The sequence below is a fragment of the Panacibacter ginsenosidivorans genome (assembly GCF_007971225.1).
Classification (GTDB): domain Bacteria; phylum Bacteroidota; class Bacteroidia; order Chitinophagales; family Chitinophagaceae; genus Panacibacter; species Panacibacter ginsenosidivorans.
On record NZ_CP042435.1, the window covers coordinates 3,855,647 to 3,880,263 of the forward strand.

Consider the following 24,617-nt stretch of genomic DNA (forward strand, 5'->3'; position numbering starts at 1 on the left):
CTATTTCAGATCAAAAGGTGAGATATAAAAATCCTGCAAAACCGCGACGTATGGTTCTCTCTATTCAAAGCTTAATACAATGCACTATTTTCTTAGCAACGATTTCGAAATAGTTATCTTCTGAATTTTTCTAAAAGCAGAACCGCCGCTGGCAAGCTTTTTACCAAATAAGTTGCACGTATAAAGTTATTATGCTGCTTAATAAAGAACGGAACCTGCAAGTGAGTGACACAACAAAGCTTAATAATATTACTGCAGCCAAGTACATAAAAAATCCGAAACACTTAATGCTTCGGATCTTTTAGGCCTCCTCACCGGGGGAGGTTGGAGGAGGCTTTTTTACCAACCCAGCAAATATGCAAAGATCAGCGGCGCAACAATTGTTGCATCGCTCTCTACAATAAATTTAGGTGTGCTGATGTCTAATTTACCCCAGGTAATTTTTTCGTTAGGAACTGCTCCACTGTAAGAGCCATAAGATGTAGTGCTGTCGCTGATCTGGCAAAAATAACTCCAGAAAGGAACATCGTGCCATTCAAGATCCTGATACATCATTGGCACTACACAAATTGGAAAATCTCCCGCAATACCACCACCTATCTGGAAGAAACCAACACCTTTGCCACTACTGTTTGCACGATACCATTCACTCAGCCACACCATGTATTCAATACCACTTTTCATGGTGCTTGCTTTCAATTCGTTCTTGATAACATAGCTTGCAAAAATATTTCCCATTGTGCTATCTTCCCAACCCGGCACCACAATAGGAATATTTTTTTCTGCTGCAGCAAGCATCCAGCTATTCTTTGGATCGATCTCGTAGTATTGTTGCAGCACGCCACTCAGCAACATCTTATACATAAACTCATGTGGAAAATATCTTTCACCCGCAGTCTCTGCATCTTTCCATATTTTATGAATGTGCTGCTGCAATCTTCTGAATGCTTCTTCTTCAGGTATGCAGGTATCTGTAACGCGGTTGTAATGGTTCTCCAAAAGATCCCATTCTTCCTGCGGACTAAGATCGCGGTAATTAGGCACACGCTTATAATGGCTATGCGCCACAAGGTTCATAATATCTTCTTCCAGGTTTGCGCCTGTGCAACTAATGATAGCAATCTTATCCTGGCGTATCATTTCTGCCAGCGATAAACCCAACTCTGCGGTGCTCATAGCACCTGCCAGCGTAACCATCATTTTGCCGCCTTCCTGTAAATGTGTTTCATAACCTTTGGCTGCATCTATTAATGCTGCCGCATTAAAGTGGCGGTAATGATGCAGTATAAATTGAGAAACGGGACCTTTATTCATCTCAAAAAATTTAGAGCGCAAATGTAGTAAAGTAGTAGCTGATTTAGGGTATTATGCTTTGGTGAATTTTATGGACCCGGCATTTGTACATGTATAAAGCTTTGTTGCGTCGCACGCTTGTACTGAAGATCATGCTTCAGCAATCAGCCCTCAGGTTTCAGTTAAATTAACTTTGATTACTGAGTGCTGATGTATGACTGCTTATACCTGTTCCGAACGTACAAGTGAGTGACACAACCAACGATGCCATAAAAAACTGCAGCCTGTAACATAAAATAAAAGCGACGGAATAGTTTCCGCCGCTCTTGCTTTACTAAAGGTGGTAGGTTTTATTGTTTTACAAATTGTGTTCTTTGCGTGCCTTTATCTGTAATTAGCTGCACATAGTAAACGCCCTTACCAAGGCGGGATACATTTACACCTAAAGCTGTAACACTTGTGCTAATTGTTTCTGCATGCACTATTTTGCCACTTGCATCTGAAATGCGCAGTGTTGCTTTGCCTGCATTCTGTGCATTAAATAAAATATACAACTGGTCTTTTACCGGGTTGGGGTAAGTTTTAATATTGCCTGTATAAACCAGCAGCGTTATCGGAACAATCTTTGAGAAAGTGTACTTGCCATCTTTATCAACCATCTGTAAACGGTAATAAACTTTATCACCATTTATTTTTTTGGCATCATCTGTAAAGCTGTAATTATTCGTAAGTGCGCTGTTGCCTTTGGCGGTTACATTTCCTGCAGTGGTAAAGTTTACACCATCTGCACTGCGCTGAATATTGAAGTGCGATGTGTTTACTTCATTGCTTGTTTGCCATGTTAATGAAATAACATTGTTGTTCCTGCTGGCAGTAAAGTTGAGTAGCGTAAGTGGGAGGGTGCAGGAAGTGCTGTATGTATAAGTATCACGCGTTTCATTATCCCATGCACTGGTGCCGGTATTCCATGACTGATGTAATGCAGTTGCAAGATCGCCGTTGCCATTGTACGTGTTGGTGGTGAGTTCTGAGTTTACCCATGTACTGGTACCGGTGTCCCAGTTTTCGGTGGTTTCTGTCAGCACTTTTGCCGATCCATTATAGGTGTAGGTAATTCTTTCTTCGTTTTCCCATGCTGAACCAGACCATGTCTCTATTACTGTTTGATGTACTGTTTTATCTCCATTGTAAGTATAAGTAGTTCTCGATGCATTAACCCATGCTGAAACGCCATCCCATGTTTGATTTAATACTACACTGGGTGTATTATCACTGTTATAGGTGTAAGTAACAAGTGACGTGTTTTGTAAAATAATAAGCGCTGATTGTGTTAATATAGAATCAACATAGCCATTTGTGTTATAAGAATAAGTAGATATTGCTGATGTTTGCCATGTATTTGACAGCCATAGGTCGATTGTTATCGTTAATATTTTAAATGAGCCATCGTAGGTATATGTACTTCTTGAAACATTTTTCCACGTGCTGTTGTTTTTGTTCCATTGTTGGGTTATTGCTTCGCTAACATAGTCACCACTGGCGTAAGTAAAATTTATTTGAAAAGAATTCACCCATGCGGATGAGCCTGTATTCCATAGCTGCTGAAGAAGTGTTGTTAAATGGCAATTTGCATCATAAGTACTTACTGTCCTGCCACTGTCCTGCCATGCAGTGCCAGTCCATTTCTCAGTAACAATTGTATCAACTTTTGCAGTTTGTGCCTCGCTTTTTACTATAAATGCAAATAAAAAAGCGGCAAGTAATAATCGTTTCATAAGTGCGAATTTTAGACGTTGATTTATTTTGGTGTTTAAAATTAAATGGCAACAGGATCGTGAAAATGCAGTAGTTGTTTCGCAATGTAAAAGGTACGCATAAAAAATACTATTAAGAAAAAAAATGATCACTAAAATTAAAATGCGGTAACCTGAGCAAAAACACCCGGCCTTTTATACATTCGTTTGGTGAACCAGAAATAATAACCAACCAATAATTTATATACATGGCATCATTTGAAGTAAGAGGAGGCAAAAAACTGCGTGGTGAGATTATACCGCAAGGCGCCAAGAACGAAGCATTGCAAATCATTTCAGCAGTACTGCTTACGCCGGAAAAAGTTACCATCAGCAATATCCCCGATATAGTAGATGTAAACCTTCTCATTGAACTGCTGATTGAACTTGGCGTAAAAACGGAACGCCCAACAAGACATACCTGCATCTTCCAGGCAGACAATGTGGATGTTGATTTTCTTGGTTCAGAAGCTTTTAGAAAAAAGAGTGGCAGGCTACGCGGATCTGTAATGATCGCAGGTCCCATGCTTTCCCGTTTTAAAAAAGCGTACATACCAAAACCCGGTGGTGACAAGATTGGCAGAAGAAGATTAGATACACATATCATTGGTTTTGAAAAGCTCGGGGCTCGCTTCGAATACAATGAAGAGCATAATTATTTTCAACTGGTAGCCCCCAACCTGCAGGGTACTTATATGTTGCTGGATGAACCTTCTGTTACCGGCACTGCCAATATTGTAATGGCTGCGGTTATGGCAAAAGGCACCACCACTATTTATAATGCAGCCTGCGAACCTTATCTGCAGCAGCTTTGTAAAATGCTCAATCGTATGGGTGCAAAGATCAGCGGTGTGGGCAGTAATTTGTTAACGATCGAAGGCGTAGATTATCTTGGCGGCACAGAACACCGCATGTTACCGGATATGATCGAGATAGGCAGTTTTATAGGCCTTGCCGCCATGACGCAAAGTGAGATCACCATAAAAAATGCAGGCATAGAGCATCTCGGTATTATTCCGGAAAAATTTCAGCAACTTGGTATACAAATGGAATTTCGTGGTGATGATATTTATATTCCTGCACAGGAAAGTTATGAGATCAGTACTTACCTTGATGGCGGTATCTTAACGGTGTCTGATCATCCCTGGCCGGGCTTTACACCAGATTTGTTAAGTATTGTTTTGGTAGTGGCCACACAAGCGGTTGGAAGTGTGCTTATTCACCAGAAAATGTTTGAGAGCCGTTTATTCTTTACAGATAAACTTATTGACATGGGCGCTCAGATTATCCTCTGCGATCCGCACCGCGCCACGGTTATAGGGCTTGCAAGAAAAAATCAATTGCGTGGCATCACCATGAGCAGTCCCGATATACGTGCAGGCCAGGCATTGCTCATTGCCGCATTAAGTGCAGAAGGTAAAAGCACTATTCAGAACATTGAACAGATAGACCGCGGTTATCAATATATTGATGAACGTTTGCGAAAGCTTGGTGCAGATATAAAGCGTGTATAAATTTTTTGTACTAAGCTGTTGAATATGCACGAAGCTTTTGTTGCGTCGCACTCTTGTACTGAAGCATAAATCATGAACATTTTTATAATAATACTAAATTGATTTTTATAAATTGTACTAAACAATACGATCATGCTAAAGCCTGCAAGCGTTGATGAATATATAAAAGGTTTCCCGGTAGAAACACAAAAGAAATTAGCGCAAATCCGTAACGCCGTTAAAAAACTTTCACCAACAGCCGAAGAAGTGATCAGCTATGGAATGCCTGCATTCAAGTTAAATGGAATGTTGGTATTTTATGCAGGCTATGAAAAGCATATTGGATTCTATCCGACACCTTCAGGAATAGCAGCTTTTAAAAAAGAACTCTCTGTTTATAAGAATGCAAAAGGCTCTGTTCAGTTTCCACTTGATAAACCACTACCAATGACACTTATCAATAACATAATTAAATTCAGAATCGCAAAGAACTTAGAAACTGCAAAGACAAAAAAGAAATAACTGCCAACCCCTTTCGCTTTTATATTCTTCAGTACAAGAGTGCGACGCAACGATGCTGCTCAATGCAGCAAAAAGCTGGGTTCATAAAAAATAGTTATTGCATAAATAGAAACGTTACCCAACGTATGCGTGTTGCTTTACGTTATAAATGCTGCATGTGATTGTAATGAATTTGTAAAAAATACATGAATGGTCATATAATGGGGTTGAATAAAACAGCAGTTTGTACAAAATTGTAGTCTTCGAAAAATATCACGTGATAAGAAGTGCTTAACCATGAAAAAGCTGTTGTTAATTAAAATCGCAGGTTCCACCTGAGCGGTTAATCAAAAAAAATATAATGCACACAGGTTATTGCCAATGTTGGTAATGCTAATGGTATTGGTTTGTCCTTAACTGACAATGCTGCAAAAAAGTAAGCGATGTTGACTGAAATTATGATGCATACTTAAATCTTAAAATGCACATTACTCATTTAAAAATAAAACATACTGTGAAGCATGTGGCTGGCTTTACAAGTGTGTTTATATAAATGTAACTGTTGACAGCAGTTAAGTAAGGTTGATGCAATTTTTATTGTTTCACAAAAAAACTTTTTTATGAGAATGAGAATTTTATTGTTGCTTGGCCTGCTTATGAGTATTGCAGGGTTTGGCCAGCAAACCCGTACTGTGAGCGGAAAAGTTACAGACCTTAAAGATGGCGCACCTTTAGCGGGTGTTACAGTAAAAGCAAAAGGACAATCGCAGGTTGTAACAACACAGGTGGATGGAACATTTACGATTAATGTTTCATCTTCAACTACTGCACTTGAGTTTTCATACGTTGGGTATGGCGATCTTGAAGTGCCTGTATCAGATAAAATGGCAGTAGTAATGTCTGCATCAGAAAAGAGCCTGAATGAAGTAGTGGTAGTGGGTTATGGTACTGCTACAAAGAAAAATGTATCTGGTTCTATTTCCAAAATTGCCGGTAAGGATGTTTCTAATTTTCCTGCTCCAAGTTTTGAATCTGCATTACAAGGCAAAGCGCCGGGTGTTGTAGTGGAATCAGGAAGTGGTAAAGTGGGGCAGGGTATTAAGATACGCATACGCGGTACATCTTCTATAAGTGCCAGCAGCCAGCCGCTTTATGTGGTGGATGGATTGCCTGTTACGTCTACTTCTCAATCTGATCCCAATAATGAAGCGACCAATCCATTGGCAGACATTAACCCCAACGATATTGAATCTGTTGAAGTTTTGAAAGATGCATCTGCAGCAGCTATCTATGGGGCACGTGCTGCAAATGGTGTTGTTTTGATCACTACTAAAAAGGGCAGGAACAGCCAGAAAACAAATATTGAACTCAATGTTACACATAGCTGGAGCAACCCCACCAGGAAAAGAAGTTTTCTTGATGCCAAACAATATGTAAGTCTTTTTGACCAGGCTATAATCAGCGATGCCACATACGATTTCACAAATGGTTTATCCGGTTATGATAATCTTGATGATGCCATTGCAGATTACCGCGACGTTTATTATCCCACTTATGGTATTTCGTTAGATGATTATGCATTAGGACTTGATTATCGTAACGGTGCAGTAAACACAGACTGGCAAAGTTTGTTATACAACAAAAATGCTCCTTCAAGGCAAGTTGATCTTTCAGCTTCCGGGGGCTCGGACAAAACAAGATTTTTTGTTTCCGGTTTTTATAATGACCAGGAAGCTATTGTGATCAATAATAAATTCAGCCGTTATGGTGGCAGGTTTAACCTTGAGCATAATGCAACATCCAAACTTACGCTCGGCATGAATTTGGCCATAAGCCGTTCTGAATTAAAAAGGGTAAGTAATGATAATGCATTTTCTACACCAGGTCAATTGGTTGCACAACTGCCAATCTCTCCTGTTTATGATCCCAATACTGGTAAGCTTAATGGTCACACATTATATGCAAATGGATTATTCGATGCACAATTCAACAGTGATAACCAGGTAACATTTAGAACGCTTGGAAATGTTTTTGCCAACTACAATATTATACCTTCTTTATCTTTTCGTTCAGAGTTTGGAACAGATATATTAAACCTGGTGCAGGAATCTTTTAATGGTAAAGAAACGCAGGATGGTGCAGGTATAGGAAGAGGCGGATATATCAATACACAGAATGTAAACATTAACACCAACAACTATTTTACATTTACTCCAAAGACAGGAGATAATAATAAGATAAATGCAGTACTGGGTATGAGTTATCTCGAGGGAAATGTAAAGCAGGCTTTTGTAAATGGTGAAGATTATCCTTCAGATGCTATAAAGAATCTCTCTGCTGCTACCAATATTACTTTTGGTACATCCACAGCAAGCCGTTTTACATTCCTGTCTTATTTTTTGCGTGGCACATATTCCTTTAAAGACAAATACCTGTTTAGCGGAAGTGTAAGAACTGACGCGTCATCACGTTTTGGTGCCAATAACAGGTATGGCTGGTTTCCTGCCGCTTCTGTAGGCTGGGTAATTTCTGAAGAGAAATTTATGGAGAATATTGCAGCTATTAGCTTTCTTAAATTAAGAGGTAGCTACGGTTTAACAGGTAACGCAGAAATAGGGGAAAGTAATTTTCTTGCATTATATGGCATCTCAAACTACCCGGGCTTTCCAGGTTATGTGCCCTTGCAGTTAGCAAATCCTGATCTTAAATGGGAGAAAACAGCACAGGCAGATGTGGGCCTTGAATTCGCTCTTTTAAAGAACCGCATATCAGGAGAAGTTGATTATTATAGTAAAAAAACCAGCGATCTTTTATTAGCTGTTAATGTACCCGCTACAACAGGTTACACCACCATTTTACAGAATCTTGGTAACATGGATAATAAAGGCTGGGAATTTTCATTGACCGGAAGAATTTTTGACGGTGCATTTAAATGGACATCCAGCATTAACGCAGCGTATAATAAGAATACCGTTAAGAATATCAAAGGACAAATTATACAAGGCGGTGGTGGTTTGCAAAGAGCTGTTGAAGGCCAGCCTATTGGTGTATTTTTTATGCAAAAATTCGTAGGCGTTGATCCTGAAACCGGTGATGCACTTTATGCAGATGCTGATGGCAAACCAACGAGTGATTATTCAGCAGCAGAAAGAATGGTTGTAGGTAAGGCAAATCCCGATTGGACCGGTGGTTTCAGTAATACATTTTCTTACAAAGGATTCGATCTGAATGCGCTGTTCAATTTTGTAAGTGGCAATAACATATATAATGCAGGAGCCATTTATATGTCAGATGGTTTTTATAATGGTTTCGATAATCAAACAACGGATATCTTAAATGCATGGAAGAAACCTGGCGATATCACCAATATTCCAAGAATTGGCTACTTCTATGGTTCAGGTAACCGCAATTCTTCACAATGGCTATACGATGGTTCTTATATTAGATTAAGAACTGTATCACTTGGCTATACGTTGCCTAAATCTGTTATTAACACATTAAAGATCACTTCTGCAAGAATATATGTTGCAGGACTTAATTTATGGACATCCACCAACTATGCAGGCGATCCCGAAGTAAATACGCAAACACTCGGCAATATTGGCGGCGGACAGGATTTCTATACCATACCCCAACCAAAAACTATAACAGTTGGTGTTAATGTCAGATTCTGATCTTTAATTAAAACATGAACAAATGAAAAAGCTAAAATATATTTCCTTATCGCTTGTTACAGCAACACTCCTGTTTGCATGTAATAAAAAGCTTGATGTATTGCCACAAAACAATGTAACACCAGAGCAAATAACGACCTCCGCAGATGTGGTAGCACTAATGTTAGGCGGTTATGGCCAATTGCAAAACCCGAACGCTTTTGGGGAACGTTATCTTTTAATTGCTGATCTTCTTGCATCACAGGACCAGGAAGATTTTATAGGCACCTTTACCAATTACGGAGAGATACAATCGAAGACACAGATCGATGACAATTCTATTGCTTCCGGCATCTGGATCAATGCATATGCTACTATCAATAGCATGAATACTGTTCTGGATAAAATAAGTATTGTTGATGAAGACATCCGCCCTGCAATCCAGGCGGAGGCAAGATTTATAAGAGGCATTGTTTATTTTGAACTCATAAACTTTTATGCGCAGCCCTATTCAGCAGGTAATACAACCGCTGCTAATTCAGGTGTACCACTTATTCTGCAGCCAACGTATGCTTATGATTCCACTGTTAAACCTTCCAGGGCCACAACAGAAGAAGTTTACCAGCAGGTATTGGATGACTTAAAAGCAGCAGCTGATGCATTGCCCACCAGTGCAGATGCAGGCCGTGCTACAAAATATTCAGCTGAAGCTTTTCTTTCAAGGGTTTATATGCAGATGGCCGATTACCAGTCTGCAGCAGAAATGGCTGATGATGTTATTACCAATGGTGGTTTTACATTGCTGAGCGATTACAGCAAATGTTTCAATATCAGTTCCGGTTATTCTCCCGAAGATATTTTTGGTATACTGCAATCTTCACAAAGCAATGCGGGCACTACCAATAATGGCTTGCCAACTTTTTATTCAGCCTATCCGGTTGGACGCGGCGATGTGATTATAAACAATAACTATTTCTCCTATTTTGAAGAGCAGGATGCAAGAGCAACAGTGGGTGCCGGAGGCACTGCATCTGAATTTAATTATCCCGGCGATGGTATAAGTGGTGGTGGTATTTATACAGGAAAATTCAAAGAAATATACAGAACCATTCCTGTTGTAAGACTTGCGGAAATGTATCTGACAAGAGGTGAAGCAAACAAAAGAAAAGGCGGCGCACCTGTTGGCGGCGTTAATCCTTTGGATGATATTAATATTGTAAGAGAACGTTCTTTTGCATCGGACCTTGATGCAGTAAGTGCTGATGATTTTGTTGATGAACGTTTCCGCGAACTTGGTTTTGAAGGAGACAGGGTTTGGACACTTAAACGTTTACAGCTCGATATAGATGGTCTTCCTTACAACGATCCCAAACTGGTATTACCTATACCGCAAAGAGAGGTTGATGTAAATAAAAACCTTGTGCAGAACGAAGGTTATTAAGATATCTCATGTGCCATATATAAAGCCGGTAGCTATGCTGCCGGCTTTTTTTATTTGTGTACCCGCTGTGGTTTTTTATGGCATCGCCTGTTGTGTCACTCACTTGTACATTCGGAATAAATAGGAAGCAAAATAGGATACACTTTTTTAAACATTTATATAATTTAAAAATGTAAGTTGAAAACTTTATGGTTACTATAAAACATTATTGACACCCAGTAATTTTTTATAGATTTATTGGGGCAATACAAACGTTATGCATCATTTTAGAGTGACTTCCTAAACTATGAGACTATTAATAAATCTCTTTTTATTGGCAATATCTTTTCTGACATTTAGCTGCAAAACAAATAGTAGGAAATCATTTTCCATTTCAATTGAGTATTCATCACCTTGGGCTTATCCGACAAAATACAATTTGACACAAAACTCTATTATTGTAAACGGAACTGAAAAAAGAAGTGATAGACATACAAAAGATGTTTATAAAAGATTGTTGACACAAGCAGAAAGTGACAGTATTTATAATTTTTTAAAATCAATTTCGTATGACACTTTAAAAGATAGTTATCAAAATCCAAATTTCTATGACGGAACAGGTATAATTATCAAAATCAATGGACAGCAACTAAAATCAAAAAAAGTATTAGTCTATATGTGTTCGACACATATGACAGATACCTTACAAAATTTAATGCAGAGACAAGTTTTAAATAATAAATACAAGTACGAAAACCTTTGTAAAGATCAATAACACTTCGATTATTTTAAAAGTTAATGGCTATAATGCAAATAATCTTATAGCTTGGTTTGTTCGTTTTTCTATCGGTTGGTGTCCTTAGGCTGACCGATAGAGAAAAGAACTAAGCGCTCAAACAACACATACTTATAAATCTCATGAAAACAGTTGTTATAGGGGAATCATCCGGTGCAACAATGGAACAAATAATGGCAGTTTATCCAAGACATAAAATTGTTGTTGACAGGTATATTCAAAATGGTGATGTTGTAGGAATAGTCGTATGCCATCAGGGATTGGGGCGATGAATTAATTCCTGTTTGAAATATGATGCCATACAAACAAAACGTACAAGAGTGCGACGCAACAAAAGTTTAATTGAAATACAAATGCCCGGCTCATAAAAAAATTAAGCAGGCTCTATCCACGCTTCATTTTCTTTCAGCAAATTAATAAGTTCATCTACGGCAATAGCGCTGTCAACATTGCGCTTTACAATTTCTTTACCGCGGTATAAAGTGATCTTGCCAACGCCGCTGCCCACATAACCAAAATCTGCATCCGCCATTTCGCCGGGGCCATTTACAATGCAGCCCATAATGGCGATCTTAACACCCTTTAAATGATTGGTGCGTGAACGGATGAGTGAAGTGGTCTCCTGCAGATCAAATAACGTGCGGCCGCAGGATGGGCAGGAGATATATTCTGTTTTGGAAATGCGCGTACGTGTGGCCTGCAAAATACTGAATGCAGTGTTGTTGATGAATTGTTCAGCCCCCTCCCTGCCTCCCCCGGTGGGTGAGGAGTAGCGACGGCCCGTTAAAGAATTATTTTCATCAGTAAAAGTTTGATATGCATGTTGGTTCATGCCCAAACAAACACCATCACCAAGACCATCCAATAACAAAGCACCACATTCTGTGGCGTAGTGTATCAAATGTTCATCAGCAGTTTGCCAGTTGCTGTCACAAATAATTACAACAGGATTTTTTATTTCACGATTCATCAGTTCAATAAACATTCTTCGAACGGCAGGCATGGCATGTGCATTGGTACTACTTAAACACAGCACTACAGAAGGATTGTTTGCGAGCTCTGTTAAATAAGTAAAATCATTCAAAGGCGTTTCATCATTAAAGCAATCAAGCATCACAAAATTCAGGCGATCACTTTTCCATTTGCCATGTAAAAATCCGCCACCATCAAATATGGGAAAGTATGTTGTTTTATCTGTGGCAAGGTTATAAGCAGCAGGATATACAATCACTTTAAGCGTGCCGGGCAATTCAAAATCCAGCAAATTATGGCCGGTAAAAATATAATCTGCCGCTGCATCGCTGATGTTCCATTTGTCTGTTGCTTCATCATATTTGTAGCCTACACTTTCTAAATGTTGTGGTGTTATATTTTCTATTTTACTTAGGTCTGCAATTACAACCGGCACATGATGAGCTCCAATATTGTCTACAGCAAAAGTTTCTCTTCTTTTATATTCAAAAGCTGAGTAAGGCATTTTGTCGGTTACAGGAATGCTTATAGCTGTTGATTGTTGACTATTTACCTGGTAACGTTTTACTAAATCTTTACAAACAGGAATTTCAAATTCAGGATCTTCTGTAAGCGACACTCGAACAGTATCACCAATACCATCTTCCAATAATGTTCCAATACCTGCTGCGCTTTTTACACGGCCATCTTCCCCGTCACCGGCTTCTGTAACGCCAAGATGCAAAGGGTAACATTCGCCAAATTCTGCATCCATCTGTTGCACCAGTAAGCGGTAGGCTTGCACCATCACCTGCGGATTGCTGGATTTCATACTAAGCACAATATTGTGGTAAGCCTCTGCACGTGCAATACGTAAGAATTCCATGGCACTCTCTACCATGCCGTTCGCTGTATCTCCATAACGGCTCATGATCCTGTCGCTTAAAGACCCGTGATTGGTGCCAATGCGCATGGCAGTTCCATATTCTTTGCAGATAGTTACAAGTGGTGTAAAACGTTCTCTTATTCTGTCTATTTCTTCTGCATATTCTGCATCCGTATATTCTATCTGCTCAAATTTTTTCTTGTCAACATAATTGCCTGGGTTAACCCTTACTTTCTCCACAATGCGTGCAGCAATTTCTGCGGCGTTTGGTGTAAAATGAATATCAGCAACAAGTGGTGTGTTATAACCACGTTTGCGTAATTCATTTTTTATATTCAATAAATTCTCTGCTTCTTTTTTACTGGGTGCTGTAATGCGTACCAGTTCTGCACCAGCCTCAATACAACGGATGCTTTGTTCCACCGTACCAATCGTATCCATGGTATCTGTTGTCGTCATCGTTTGTAAACGTATAGGATGGAAATTGCCGACCAGCAGATCGCCGATCTTTACTTCCCTTGTTTTTAGCCTGCTTATCTGTGTTAGCGAATTACAATACAACTGCATATTCATTCTGTTTGCGCTGCAAAAGTAACAAACAAAAAGGGATGCGGTTTTACAGCATCCCTTTTATATTTATGATTAGCGGAAGTTTAATATTCCACGGTATATTCCAAAGATTCAGGTTTATCCAGTAATCCGGATAAACTGTTTATGAAAGTAATGGTCTTTTTATCATCAGAAAGTTTACTGTCGGCACCACCACTATAATGCTTAACAGGCGATGGTAATACAAAAGTTGTTGTATAATTTAAGTCGCCGATCATAGGGAGCATTTGTTTGATCATCTGCATACTGTCTGAACCAAAGGCTTCAGTGAGGCTTGCTTTATCTTTTATTTTATTGCTGATCATGTTATGGCTGATGGCAAAATCAAATGCATCCCGAGTCGGGTTTAATAATTTTCCGGCACCCTCCATTCCCTGTGCACCGCCGCCTCCCATCATATCCATTCCAGAAAACATACTTGCAGCACTGCTGTCATCAGAATTTTGTGGTCTTATTTTACTGATCATTTCAAACATATGTTGTTTGATGTAGAGCAGTTGGTCCATGTTTTTAAAAGGCAATTCAAATGCTGCTTTAATATCACCATTCATTGCAAGATGCAACTTGCCATTTTCAAGAATTGATTTCTCTTCGGCGCTAAGTGTTGTGGCAGTATCAGTAAAACCTTTAAAATAAATAACCGTATCTTTTTTTTCAAGTGTCTGGCCGCTTTGCTGCAAGGCTCCCTGCAACATTGGAGAATTACCAATTGCCATAGTAAGCTGGTAGGTGCCACTATTGTCTTCTTTTACAGTTATTGTTTCTTCTGTGTCAAGACAGGAAGCAAGTGCAAAACCCAGGAACACAAAACATGCAATGATCAGTTTTTTCATTTTTATATATTAAGTTTAAAATTACCAGTCTTTTTCGGGTTGATCAGTAGTGCTTTTTTTCTGCAGCAATTTTTGTAATTGTTTTTCTTTATCACTCAGTTCATCAAATTTCTGCTCCATAACATCTTTATTGGGTATTTTGTTCTGCTGCTTTTTGGGGTCAGGTTTTTTCTGCTGATTTTGTTGGGGCGGCGGTTGGCTATGCTGCTGCTTCTTTAATTCTTCAATGGCTTTCTGCAGGTTTTCCCTGGTGTCATTATCGTCAGGTGCCAACAATAAAGATTGTTTAAAAGCATCTATCGCCTCAGGCAGTTGCTGCGCTTTTACCATTGTTAAGCCTTTATTATAAAATGCTTTTGATTTAAATGCATCGTCGCTGGCAGCTTCTGAAACCTGTGTAAAATATTGAACGGCTTCTGCGATATTATGTTGCTTAAGCAATGCATTTCCCAAATTGAACTTGGCAGCCAGATTATTTTTATCTTCTGTCAATGCTTCTTTGTATAATTTTTCTGCGCTTTTGTAATCACCTTTCTTATAAGCTTCATTGCCAGATTTTATTATAAGGTTTGTTTTTTGTGCAGCAACAATTTGAAAATTACATAACACCATAAACAATAAAGCAGTAAAATATTTTTTTAATAGCAAGCTGCTGTAATCAAATGCATCGCCTGTTGTGTCACTCACTTCATCGTTCGAAGCTTTGTGCAACAAACGCAGGGAATATACTTTTTCAATATGATTTTTTTTAAATGCCACTATACAAATGATTTTGTCTTTTTTCTTTCCGGAATAAAAATCTCAACGACCAGCAACAGCAAAGCTATTGCAATTATAAATGGAGATATAGAAAGATAGGATCTTTCACCACCGCTTTCTACCAGTTTCTTTTCAATACCATTTAATGCTGAACTAACTTCTGTAACTGTTTTTGTTACATCTTCCATATGAAAATAATTGCCACCTGTAGCGCCGGCAATTTGCTTTAGTTCTTCTTCATTCAATTTACTGATAACTGTTTTTCCATTACGGTCTGTTTTAAGGGTGCCTGTACCAGGTTCTGTAATGGTAGAACCTTCTGCAGTACCAATGCCTACCGTATATACAATGGCGCCATTATCAGCAAGTGTTACAGCCGTTTTTTCTGCACCTGCATCATGATCTTCGCCATCTGAAATAAGCACAACTGCTTTATGTTTTTTTTCTTTTGTATCCAGTGCATTGTTACAGAGTTGCAATGCTTCACTTATGTTAGTGCCTTGTACAGGTACTGCGTCTACAGATGCATTCGACAAAAATAATTTAGCTTCTGCAAGATCTGCTGTTAAAGGCATTTGCAGGTAAGCTTTGCCGGCAAAAAGCACAAGCCCTACACGGTTATTATCAGATTGGTCAATAAGCATACTTACCAGTTGCCTGGCACGCTCTAAGCGGGAGGGTTTAATATCATTGCTCAACATGCTTTTACTTACATCGAGTGCTACCATAATATCGATCCCTGCAGTTTGCTCTTTCCCGCTGTTTAAAGGAGTGCGTACATTGGTGGCAGCCACAATACAAAGCGCCAATGCTACCAGCACAGCTACAAATTTTACTTTATAGAGTTTTGCCGAATAACCAGCGGTAAGTTTTGAGACAAGTGTTTCATCACCAAGCGCTTTTGTTGTTTTACGTTTCCAGCGCAGGACCAATATAAAGATCACCACCAGTGGTATTAACAAAAGCAGCCCGGAAAGGAATTCGATGTTTTGGAAAGAGATCATAAGTATTGGCTGCAAGCTACAAGCATCAAGCCAAATGTAGAGCAGGAATTTAATTTTATAACAAAACGTATAAATAAAAAATCATAAGCCTATTCTATGCCCATTGTAGAAATAAAAGTACAAGAGTGCGACGCAACGGAAGCCTGATGTTTATTCAAAAAGCCGGGTACCAAAAATCCTTCACCTTCTATAAAATTAACTACACAGTAATGCCTTTTTTATTTTCAAACTGCATGCTGTGCAATTTTGAATAGTAACCTTCTTTTTCCAATAATTCTTCGTGCGTGCCTACTTCTTTTATTTCGCCTTTATCAAGTACAATTATTTTTGATGCTTTTCTTATGGTAGATAGGCGGTGAGCAATGACAATAGAAGTGCGGCCCGAGATCAGTTTGTCAATCGCGGTTTGAATGAGCTGTTCGCTTTCGGTATCAATGGAAGAAGTCGCTTCATCAAGAATAAGCACCGATGGATTGTACAACAAAGCCCTGATAAAAGAAATGAGCTGCCTTTGCCCCAGGCTAAGCGTGCTGCCTCTTTCCATAACGTTGTAGCTATAACCACCAGGCAAACGCATAATGAAATCATGCACGCCGATCATTTTTGCAGCTTCTATTACCTGCTCTTTTGTTATGTCGGGGTTACGCAAGGTGATATTGTCCATTACTGAGCCGGAAAAAAGAAATACATCCTGCAGCACCACACCAATGCTGGCACGCAGTCTGTCTATATTATACTCACTGATGTTGACGCTATCAAGATTGATAGAGCCTTTTTGAATTTCGTATAACCTGTTCAATACACTGATGATAGATGTTTTGCCACTTCCCGTATGGCCAACCAATGCAATGGTTTCGCCTTCCTTTACTTCGAAGCTGATATCTTTTAACACATAATGTTCATCAGTGTATGCGAACCAAACTTTATCAAAACTAATGGCGCCTTTTAAGACTGCAGGATTATAGCTACCTGTATTTTTTGTAAAATCAGGATTATCCTGCACTTTAAAAATTCTTTCGGCAGCTATCATGCCCATTTGAATGGTATTGAATTTATCGGCAATAACACGTAACGGGCGAAAGATCAGGTTCAGGTACATGGTAAACGAAACAAGTTTACCGCCAAGGTCTTCATTGATAGCCGGGTTTTTAACAGCTATGCTGGCAAGCCACCACACTACAAGACCAGTTGCTACAGCAAGCACTATTTCTACAATAGGAAAGAAAACAGAGTATGCAAAAATGGATTTGATATTTGCATTGCGGTATTTTTTATTGATGTTATTAAACTTGTTAAACTCACGGTCTTCAGCTGCAAAGGCCTGCACCACCTGCATTCCGGTGATATGCTCCTGTACAAAAGCATTCAATGCTGCAACAGCGTTACGCACTTTAATAAAACTCCGGTTCACACTTTCTTTAAAATAATAAGTAGCTACAATAAGTATGGGAAATGGTATTAGAGAGATCAGTGTAAGCCTCCAGTCAACATAAAACATCCAGGCCAATACTGCAACAATTGACAACATATCGGCAATGATCTGTATCAGCCCATCAGAAAAAATATCGTTGATGCTTTCAATATCATTGATGGTTCTTGTAGTAAGTGTTCCAATTGGTGTATTATCAAACTGCCTGAGATTTAAACCCAGTATTTTTCTGAACACACTTACCCGCATATCTTTTACCACGCTTTGTCCCAGCCATGAAGTAAGAAAAGAAAATAAAAAGCGTAGTGCAGTTTCTATAAAAAGAAAGGCAACCTGGAAAACAGTCACTGCAATTATAAATTTTGTGGCATCATTAAGATCCGTGTTGAAGAAAAGCCATTTTAAAATAATTGGCGTTTCGGTTGCTTTACCTGTTGCTTTTTCAATGGTAAGCTGAATAAAATGCGGACGTACAGGTGTAATTAATGCCAGTAATATAGCCAGTACCACACTAGAAATAAAATGAAAGCGGTATGGCTTTACGTAATGAAATATCCGGCGCAGTAAAGAAAAATCAAAAACCTTTTTTTTGGGTGTCTCACTCATAATGGAGGCCAAAGTTAAAGAGATAATCCATAAAGAATTTATTAGCCGGTCTGCCGTTTATCCATTTAACTTTTCTTGCGTCGCACTCTTGTACTGTAACAATTCTATCGTCATTGCAAATCCCGATGAATGTTCTTGTTTGTAGCCATCGGGATGTGGCAATCTTTTAAATATTAGTAACTAACGGAAGATTGCCACAGCTTTGCCTTTCACATAGCTTTGAGTAAAGCTTCGCAATGACGATAAATGATAAGAACGTAAAAGTGTGCGACGCAACGTAAGCCTTATGCCTATTCAAAGCCGGGCTCAAAAAAATACTAAGGGAATTTTTTAAAAAAGGTATAGCGCAGTATCATTTCGAGCAGTAATAAAATAATGCCTGCTATTAAGAATGGGAGAAATTTATTAGTATAATGATCGTAGGTGGTCACCTGTATTTTTGATTTCTCCAGTTGATTAATGCTTGCATAAATTTTTTGCAATGCTTCATTGTCTGTGGCCTGGAAATACTGGCCGCCGGTTGTTTGCGCAATATCTTTCAGCAGGTCTTCATTGAACTCCAGTTTTCTTGTTTGTGTAACGTGTCCCAGAACAGGCGAATCGGTTTCTTCATTAATTTCTTTATCGCTGCCAATGCCAATAGTATAAACCTTTACATTGTATTGCTTTGCCATTTGCTTGGCAAGATCGGGTGGAACACTGCCACCAACATCTACGCCATCGGTTAACAAAATAACCACTTTGCTTTTTGATTTGCTTTTGCGCAACCTGTCTACACTCGCAGCAAGTCCTGAACCTATTGCAGTTCCTTCTTCCTGCAGGTAACCGCTTTCTATATTGTTGATCTGCGCCAGCACCGCATTATGATCAGGCGTTATAGGACACAAAGTAAAACTCGCACTGCTGAAAATAACAATACCAATTCTGTCGCCCGGTCTTTGTTGTACAAACCGCTGTGCCACTGTTTTAGCCGCTTCCAGCCTGTTGGGCTGAAAATCTTTTGCCAGCATACTGCCACTGATATCAAAGCAAAGCACAATGTCTATACCCTCACCTTCTGTTAACTGCTCTGTATATTTTAACCGTGGCAATGCCATCGCAACTACAAGTGCCGCAACAGCAAGGCATCTTAGCATAAAAGGTAAATGCAATGTTGCTGTTTTCAGATCTCTTGCACCCTGGATGAAATGAGTGGTGGTAACAAGCATAGAAGCCTGTCGCCTTCTGTTGCCGCGGATGTATTCAAAGATCATTACAGGCAGCAGGATCAACAAACCCAGCACCCATGGATAGGCAAATTCAATATGTTGCAGCCAATCAGTTATCATGCTGCTTTGTTTGTTTTATTTGTTGATCAATATGCTGTAAAGATGCAACAGCAGTTTGTATTGCTTCTTCATGTTGCGTTGCATCGGGGATATATTTTGCAAATTTTACCGCATCTGTTAAACGCATTAGTTGAAAAAATGCAGTTCTCTTTTTTTCATCCTGCAGGTACACGATCAGCGTAAGCATTAATTCATCGCTGGTGGTTTGGGATGCATTAACTGTAAGCTGTGTACTGAAATATTCCCTGCATATATTGTTGAGTTTTGTATAAAATAATTTCACCTGATTGCCGGCAATTAAATTTTGTTGCTGCAATTCTTTTATTTGTTGCAATGCATATTCAAGCGCTGTGCCTTTATAAACAGGTTTTGGCGGTGCAAGGTTCTTTTTTGCAAACATTTTTCTTAAGAGCAATACTGCAATTACTAATACAATTACTGAGCCTGCAATAAGAATATACAATGTGTAATCTGGCTTGGCTTCCACATCAAGAATATCCTTTAATGCATGGTAATCCTGTAATCCGGAAACATCTACAGGTAATACATCTACTACAACAGAACCTGTTTTGAGTAATGTTTTTTTACCTGTAGCATTATCCTGTAAAATGATTGGCGAAGGAGTGATCTGCCATCTGCCGGAATCAAAAGATGTTATAGTAATCTTTTGTAAGTAAGTTGTATAACCGTTTATTTCAATAGTATCAATTGGTTCTTTCTTTACGATCTTAATATGATCTGTGGAATCAGACAAGATAAACCAGTTTTGCAGGACAGAAGTACGTGGATTAATATCTTCTGCTTTTAACTGCATTATGATCTGCTCACCCAGCAATATTTTATTACGATCGGCAGTCACGGATACTTTTTGAGCCATGCCTGCATAAAAAAGCAAAGCGCATGTAAACAACATGCACAATTTTTTTCTGCTATTATTTCTATTCCCCTCTCCGGATATTTTCACTGTAAGATATTCTATCGTTTAATTATGCTCTTCTTTTAAAAAATTCCTGCAGCTTCTTTACGTAGTCTTCTCCTGTTGCCACCTGCATAAGATCTGCACCGGCATTACGGAAAGTAAGTTTTGCATCCTCCATAATTTTCAGGAACTGGTTATGGTATCGTTGGCGAATATAGGCATCACCGGTATCAAGCCAAACAGTGTTACCTGTTTCAGCATCGTGTACCTGCAATAATCCAACGTTGGGTAGTTTTTCATCTCTGGGGTCGTAGGCCTGCACGCCAATCACATCATGGCGTTTGGCTGCCACACGCAATGCATCATGATAACCTGCATCTGCAAAATCGCTGAGAATAAAAACTATGCTTTTGTGTTTGGTTGTCCTGTTAAGGAACTGCAATGCTTTTTGAATATCTGTTTGTGCCGAGTGAGGCTCATGATTGAGTAATTCTCTTATCATGTACAACACATGATCTTTTCCTTTTCTTGCAGGAATATATTTTTCTACTTTATCACTAAAGAGAATAAGGCCTGCTTTATCATTGTTGCTGATTGCGGAGAAGGCAAGCACAGCGCATATTTCTGTGATAAGATCACGTTTGGTTTGTTTGAAAGTGCCAAACAAACTGCTGGCGCTAACATCTACCAAAAGGTGCACACTTAATTCCCTTTCTTCTTCAAATAATTTACTGTAGGTATGCCCCATGCGTGCAGAAACGTTCCATTCAATAAATCTTATATCATCTCCGGGCTGGTATTCCCGCACTTCTTTAAATGCCATACCACGGCCTTTAAATGCGGTGTGGTATTCCCCGGTAAATAAATGATTGGTTAACCGCTTACTTTTTATTTCCAGTTCCCTAACTCTTTTTAGTAATGAAGAAACTGCTTCACCAGGTGAAGTATTCTTTTCTTCAGTATCTGCTTTTTTATTTTTTTTGAACAACGCCATATAGCAGTATGATCATTTATTTATTTTATGAGCCCGGCTTCATTACTACTATAAAACTTAGTTGCGTCGCACTCTTCAACGTTTAGCGCCTTACTCATCAAAGGATACTGCAAAAGTATATATTGAAACCGAACAAATTTTTTCACTTACCCGTATTGCAAAAATCGTGACACAATTTAGGCATTCGGTTACAGGAATGCATTGCTGCATAAAAATATGCCTGATAAATAGAAGATAGTTTTTATACAATATATAAAATTGCCTGAATTATGAAATACAGTACAAGAGTGCGACGCAACCGTTGTATAATAGCAGCAATGCAGCCTGGTTCAGGATTAATTTTAAAATCATTTAACATTCGCGCTGTTTCAAACACAGCAAGGTTTACAGCCATTTTATGAAATTGGCGGATGGGAAAGAGTTTCGGTTAACAAATAAGTGCAGGTAATTAAAATTAGTTTTACGCTTTTTTAAACACCTTATTTTGTTAACCTAAATATTTAAAGATGTTATTGGCTACAGATATTGACGGAACATTCCTGGGAGGAGAGCTGCATCATCGCAGAAAATTATACAACCTGTTGAAAAATGATCCATCGTTACTGCTTGTATTTGTTACCGGCAGGGGGCTTGAGAATGTGGTAACACTTTTTAATGATGATCTTATCCCAAGGCCTAACTATATTATTTGTGATGTAGGCGCTACCGTTGTCAATGGTAAAACATTGCAGCCAGTGCAACCATTACAGGAAACTATAAAAACATACTGGCCGGGCACTTTTAATATTCTTCAGCATTTTAAAAATATTGAATGGTTGCAATACCAGCAGGTGCCACAGCAAAGAAGATGTTCATTCTTTTTAAAAGATGAAGCGTTTCTTGAAAATGCTAAAACACTGGCGGCGCAACTCAATTGCGATGCAATTTATTCTGCCGGAAAATTTTTGGATATATTACCCAAAGGAGTAAATAAGGGAAGCACACTTACCAGTCTTATCAACCATTTGCAAATACCTGCAGAAGATGTTTTGGTAGCAGGCGACACAATGAATGATCTTGATATGTATAAATGTGGCTTTAAAAGTGTTGCTGTTGGTGGCTCAGAAGAAGCATTGATAAAAGCTACTTATGATTTAGAAAAAGTATATCACGCTGAAGCCGCCGGTGCAGGCGGCATTTTTGAAGCAATGCAATTTTTTGAAGAGTTCAGAGTGTCTGCAGAGCCCGCTTTATGTGTAGCATCATTTAAGCCTTTCCAGGAAAATTGATTAGAAAATGTAGTAGTGTTTTGGAAACAATTCCTTTATTTTTCTGCAACTGCTTTTGCATTTACTTTTGCGCATGGCAACTAATAATCATAAGCTGATCATTATTACTGCACCATCAGGCGCAGGTAAAAGTTCCATTACGCAATACCTGCTTAAAAAGTATTCAAAGCTTACTTTTTCTGTTTCTGCTGCCACAAGAGAGCCAAGAGCTAATGAAGTGCATGGGCAACACTACTATTTTATGAGCGTAGAAGAGTTTCAGCAAAAGATAAAAGATGATGCTTTTATAGAATGGGAGATGGTGTATGAAGGACGGTATTATGGAACCCTCAAAAGTGAAATATTAAGAATATGGGAAGCAGGCAAAACTCCTGTACTGGATATTGATGTACAAGGGGCCATTCATGTGCAGCAACAATACAAAGGAAAAGTACTTTCTATTTTTATAGAACCACCTTCTTTGGAAGAACTGGAAAGAAGATTGAGAACACGTGCCACAGAAACACCCGAAAGCATTGCTATAAGATTAGGAAAAGCCAGTTATGAAATTTCTTTCCGGAACCAGTTCAATAAAATTGTGGTGAATGATGTGCTTGAAAAAGCATGTGAAGAAACGGAACAGGCAATCAATGAATTTTTAGATTGATCTTATTATAATATTTCCAAGCAATTTTCCATGTCATTCAACAACAGAACAATTTTTATAACAGGTGCAAGTCGCGGTATTGGCAAAGCAATGGCATTGCGCTTTGCTGCCGAAGGAGCAAATATTGTTATAGCCGCAAAAAGCACAGAAGAAAATCCAAAACTTGGTGGCACTATATTTAGCGCCGCAGAGGAAGTGAAAGTCACTGGCGGCAAAGCTTTGGCGGTGCAGGTTGATATTCGTAATGAAGAAAATATTATTGCTGCAGTTCAAAAAACAGTTGAAACATTTGGTGGTATTGATGTGCTTATCAACAACGCTTCTGCCATACAATTAACCAATACAGAACAAACAGAAGCAAAACGTTTTGACCTGATGCACAGCATTAATGTGCGTGGTACTTTTCTTGTTACCAAACATTGTATTCCGCTTTTAAAGAAAGGAACGAATGCGCATATACTTACACTTTCTCCGCCCATAAATATTGATGCAAAATGGCTGGGTCCGCATGTGGCTTATACCATGAGCAAATACAACATGAGCATGATGGCGCTTGCATGGGCTGCAGAATTAAAACAATACAATATTGCTTCAAACGCTTTGTGGCCGCGCACTACAATTGATACTGCTGCAGTGCGTAATTTACTCGGCGGAGAAATGTTGGCAAACATGAGCAGAACGCCGGCAATACTTGCAGATGCTGCTTATGCTATTCTCAGCAAAACAAATTTGCAGTACACCGGCAATACTTTTATTGATGAAGAAGTGCTGGCAAAAGAAGGTGTTACGGATCTTGATAAATATGCTGTAAAGCCCGGAGGAAAATTATACCAGGATCTTTTTATTTAATTTTTTAGTTGACAAGCTTATTGCTGCTATTAAACTTCGTTGTGTCACTCACTTGTACGTTCTGTAATTTGTTGAACAAATGCACAACATTTACTTTTAACGTTTGGATTTCACTATACAAGCAACTTGCTAAATTTCTTTAGTTCAGCAATTTCTGTTGCAGTAAGCACTTCGTTGTTATCGAATTTAGATTTTAAGAAGAGTACTCTTTTATGTTGAGGATATTTTGTAAGTATTGTTTTTATAAGATCGCCTGCAGATTCATCTTTTGTATATAATGGTTTTGTTTCAGGAATTTCAGATTTAAACCTGTCCGGCATCTTTATGATCTTAGCTTCAAGTGTTGCAAGTTTACCGGTTGGTATTTCATTAATTTTGGATGCTTTATCATGTAATCCCTGTAATTGCTTTTTGCTTAAACTACCACGTTCAAGATATTGCTGGAGCAGGCTTTTTAGAAAAACAGAATCAGGCCGGTATTCGATGGCAGATGTAAGTATTTCGCGAATAATATCCAGTTCAGGTTTTTGCGGGTACTTATGCATAACCCAAAGTACCGCAATTCCTTACAAACTAAGGTTATTCGT

19 protein-coding genes are annotated in these 24,617 nt (G+C 38.8%); 8 read left to right on the plus strand and 11 right to left on the minus strand.

Annotation, left to right across the window (positions count from 1 at the left end):
• Window positions 1-339 precede the first annotated feature (339 nt).
• Entirely contained in the window at window positions 340-1,314 is a 975-nt protein-coding gene (locus FRZ67_RS16205; RefSeq protein WP_147191132.1) for a deoxyhypusine synthase family protein, read from the minus strand.
• A gap of 329 nt (window positions 1,315-1,643) precedes the next feature.
• The gene (locus FRZ67_RS16210) at window positions 1,644-3,068 is read right to left on the minus strand and encodes a T9SS type A sorting domain-containing protein (RefSeq protein WP_147191134.1); all 1,425 of its coding nucleotides are present in this window, start codon (window positions 3,066-3,068) and stop codon (window positions 1,644-1,646) included.
• Window positions 3,069-3,295: 227 nt separating this feature from the next.
• Here FRZ67_RS16210 and murA point away from each other — a divergent pair, with 227 nt between their 5' ends.
• From murA to FRZ67_RS16235, 5 genes are all read left to right on the plus strand, one after another.
• The gene (murA, locus tag FRZ67_RS16215; protein ID WP_147191136.1) at window positions 3,296-4,600 is read left to right on the plus strand and encodes a UDP-N-acetylglucosamine 1-carboxyvinyltransferase; all 1,305 of its coding nucleotides are present in this window, start codon (window positions 3,296-3,298) and stop codon (window positions 4,598-4,600) included.
• 132 nt (window positions 4,601-4,732) lie between these two features.
• Window positions 4,733-5,101, plus strand: coding sequence for an iron chaperone (locus FRZ67_RS16220; protein WP_147191138.1), 369 nt, complete (start codon window positions 4,733-4,735; stop codon window positions 5,099-5,101).
• A gap of 599 nt (window positions 5,102-5,700) precedes the next feature.
• Window positions 5,701-8,754, plus strand: coding sequence for a SusC/RagA family TonB-linked outer membrane protein (locus FRZ67_RS16225; protein WP_147191140.1), 3,054 nt, complete (start codon window positions 5,701-5,703; stop codon window positions 8,752-8,754).
• A gap of 22 nt (window positions 8,755-8,776) precedes the next feature.
• Entirely contained in the window at window positions 8,777-10,174 is a 1,398-nt protein-coding gene (locus FRZ67_RS16230) for a RagB/SusD family nutrient uptake outer membrane protein (RefSeq protein WP_147191142.1), read from the plus strand.
• A 286-nt stretch (window positions 10,175-10,460) separates the two neighbouring features.
• Complete coding sequence (locus FRZ67_RS16235) at window positions 10,461-10,928, plus strand: hypothetical protein (protein WP_147191144.1); 468 nt, start codon at window positions 10,461-10,463, stop codon at window positions 10,926-10,928.
• A 394-nt stretch (window positions 10,929-11,322) separates the two neighbouring features.
• Here FRZ67_RS16235 and ispG read toward each other — a convergent pair whose 3' ends face one another.
• The 8 genes from ispG to FRZ67_RS16275 all read right to left on the minus strand — a co-directional run bounded on the left by ispG (window position 11,323) and on the right by FRZ67_RS16275 (window position 21,267).
• On the minus strand, window positions 11,323-13,353 hold the full coding sequence (gene ispG / locus FRZ67_RS16240; RefSeq protein WP_147191146.1) for a (E)-4-hydroxy-3-methylbut-2-enyl-diphosphate synthase: 2,031 nt from the start codon (window positions 13,351-13,353) through the stop codon (window positions 11,323-11,325).
• Between the two features lie 86 nt (window positions 13,354-13,439).
• On the minus strand, window positions 13,440-14,228 hold the full coding sequence (locus FRZ67_RS16245) for a hypothetical protein (protein ID WP_147191148.1): 789 nt from the start codon (window positions 14,226-14,228) through the stop codon (window positions 13,440-13,442).
• A gap of 21 nt (window positions 14,229-14,249) precedes the next feature.
• Window positions 14,250-14,987, minus strand: a complete 738-nt coding sequence (locus tag FRZ67_RS16250) for a tetratricopeptide repeat protein (RefSeq protein ID WP_147191150.1) — start codon at window positions 14,985-14,987, stop codon at window positions 14,250-14,252.
• Window positions 14,987-15,991 carry a VWA domain-containing protein gene (locus tag FRZ67_RS16255; RefSeq protein ID WP_147191151.1) on the minus strand — a complete coding sequence of 335 codons (1,005 nt, stop codon included), beginning with the start codon at window positions 15,989-15,991 and terminating at the stop codon, window positions 14,987-14,989. Before FRZ67_RS16255 ends, FRZ67_RS16250 begins: the two co-directional genes overlap by 1 nt.
• Before the next feature lie 199 nt (window positions 15,992-16,190).
• Window positions 16,191-18,026 carry an ABC transporter ATP-binding protein gene (locus FRZ67_RS16260; RefSeq protein ID WP_147191153.1) on the minus strand — a complete coding sequence of 612 codons (1,836 nt, stop codon included), beginning with the start codon at window positions 18,024-18,026 and terminating at the stop codon, window positions 16,191-16,193.
• Between the two features lie 317 nt (window positions 18,027-18,343).
• Window positions 18,344-19,354, minus strand: coding sequence for a vWA domain-containing protein (locus FRZ67_RS16265; RefSeq protein ID WP_147191155.1), 1,011 nt, complete (start codon window positions 19,352-19,354; stop codon window positions 18,344-18,346).
• A complete protein-coding gene (locus FRZ67_RS16270; RefSeq protein ID WP_147191157.1) occupies window positions 19,344-20,267 on the minus strand; it encodes a hypothetical protein in 924 nt (307 codons plus the stop codon). The genes FRZ67_RS16265 and FRZ67_RS16270 overlap by 11 nt, the downstream gene beginning before the upstream one ends.
• A gap of 73 nt (window positions 20,268-20,340) precedes the next feature.
• Entirely contained in the window at window positions 20,341-21,267 is a 927-nt protein-coding gene (locus FRZ67_RS16275; RefSeq protein ID WP_147191159.1) for a DUF58 domain-containing protein, read from the minus strand.
• 506 nt (window positions 21,268-21,773) lie between these two features.
• Between FRZ67_RS16275 and FRZ67_RS16280 the strand changes: the two genes are divergently transcribed.
• The 3 genes from FRZ67_RS16280 to FRZ67_RS16290 all read left to right on the plus strand — a co-directional run bounded on the left by FRZ67_RS16280 (window position 21,774) and on the right by FRZ67_RS16290 (window position 24,030).
• Window positions 21,774-22,535 (plus strand): HAD-IIB family hydrolase, encoded by a 762-nt coding sequence (locus FRZ67_RS16280; RefSeq protein WP_147191161.1) that lies wholly within the window; start codon window positions 21,774-21,776, stop codon window positions 22,533-22,535.
• Window positions 22,536-22,608: 73 nt separating this feature from the next.
• Window positions 22,609-23,181, plus strand: coding sequence for a guanylate kinase (gmk, locus tag FRZ67_RS16285; RefSeq protein WP_147191163.1), 573 nt, complete (start codon window positions 22,609-22,611; stop codon window positions 23,179-23,181).
• Window positions 23,182-23,211: 30 nt separating this feature from the next.
• Entirely contained in the window at window positions 23,212-24,030 is an 819-nt protein-coding gene (locus FRZ67_RS16290; protein ID WP_147191165.1) for an SDR family oxidoreductase, read from the plus strand.
• Window positions 24,031-24,143: 113 nt separating this feature from the next.
• On the opposite strand, the gene FRZ67_RS16295 is transcribed toward FRZ67_RS16290, so the two are convergent.
• Window positions 24,144-24,575 (minus strand): hypothetical protein, encoded by a 432-nt coding sequence (locus tag FRZ67_RS16295; protein WP_147191167.1) that lies wholly within the window; start codon window positions 24,573-24,575, stop codon window positions 24,144-24,146.
• Window positions 24,576-24,617 lie beyond the last annotated feature (42 nt).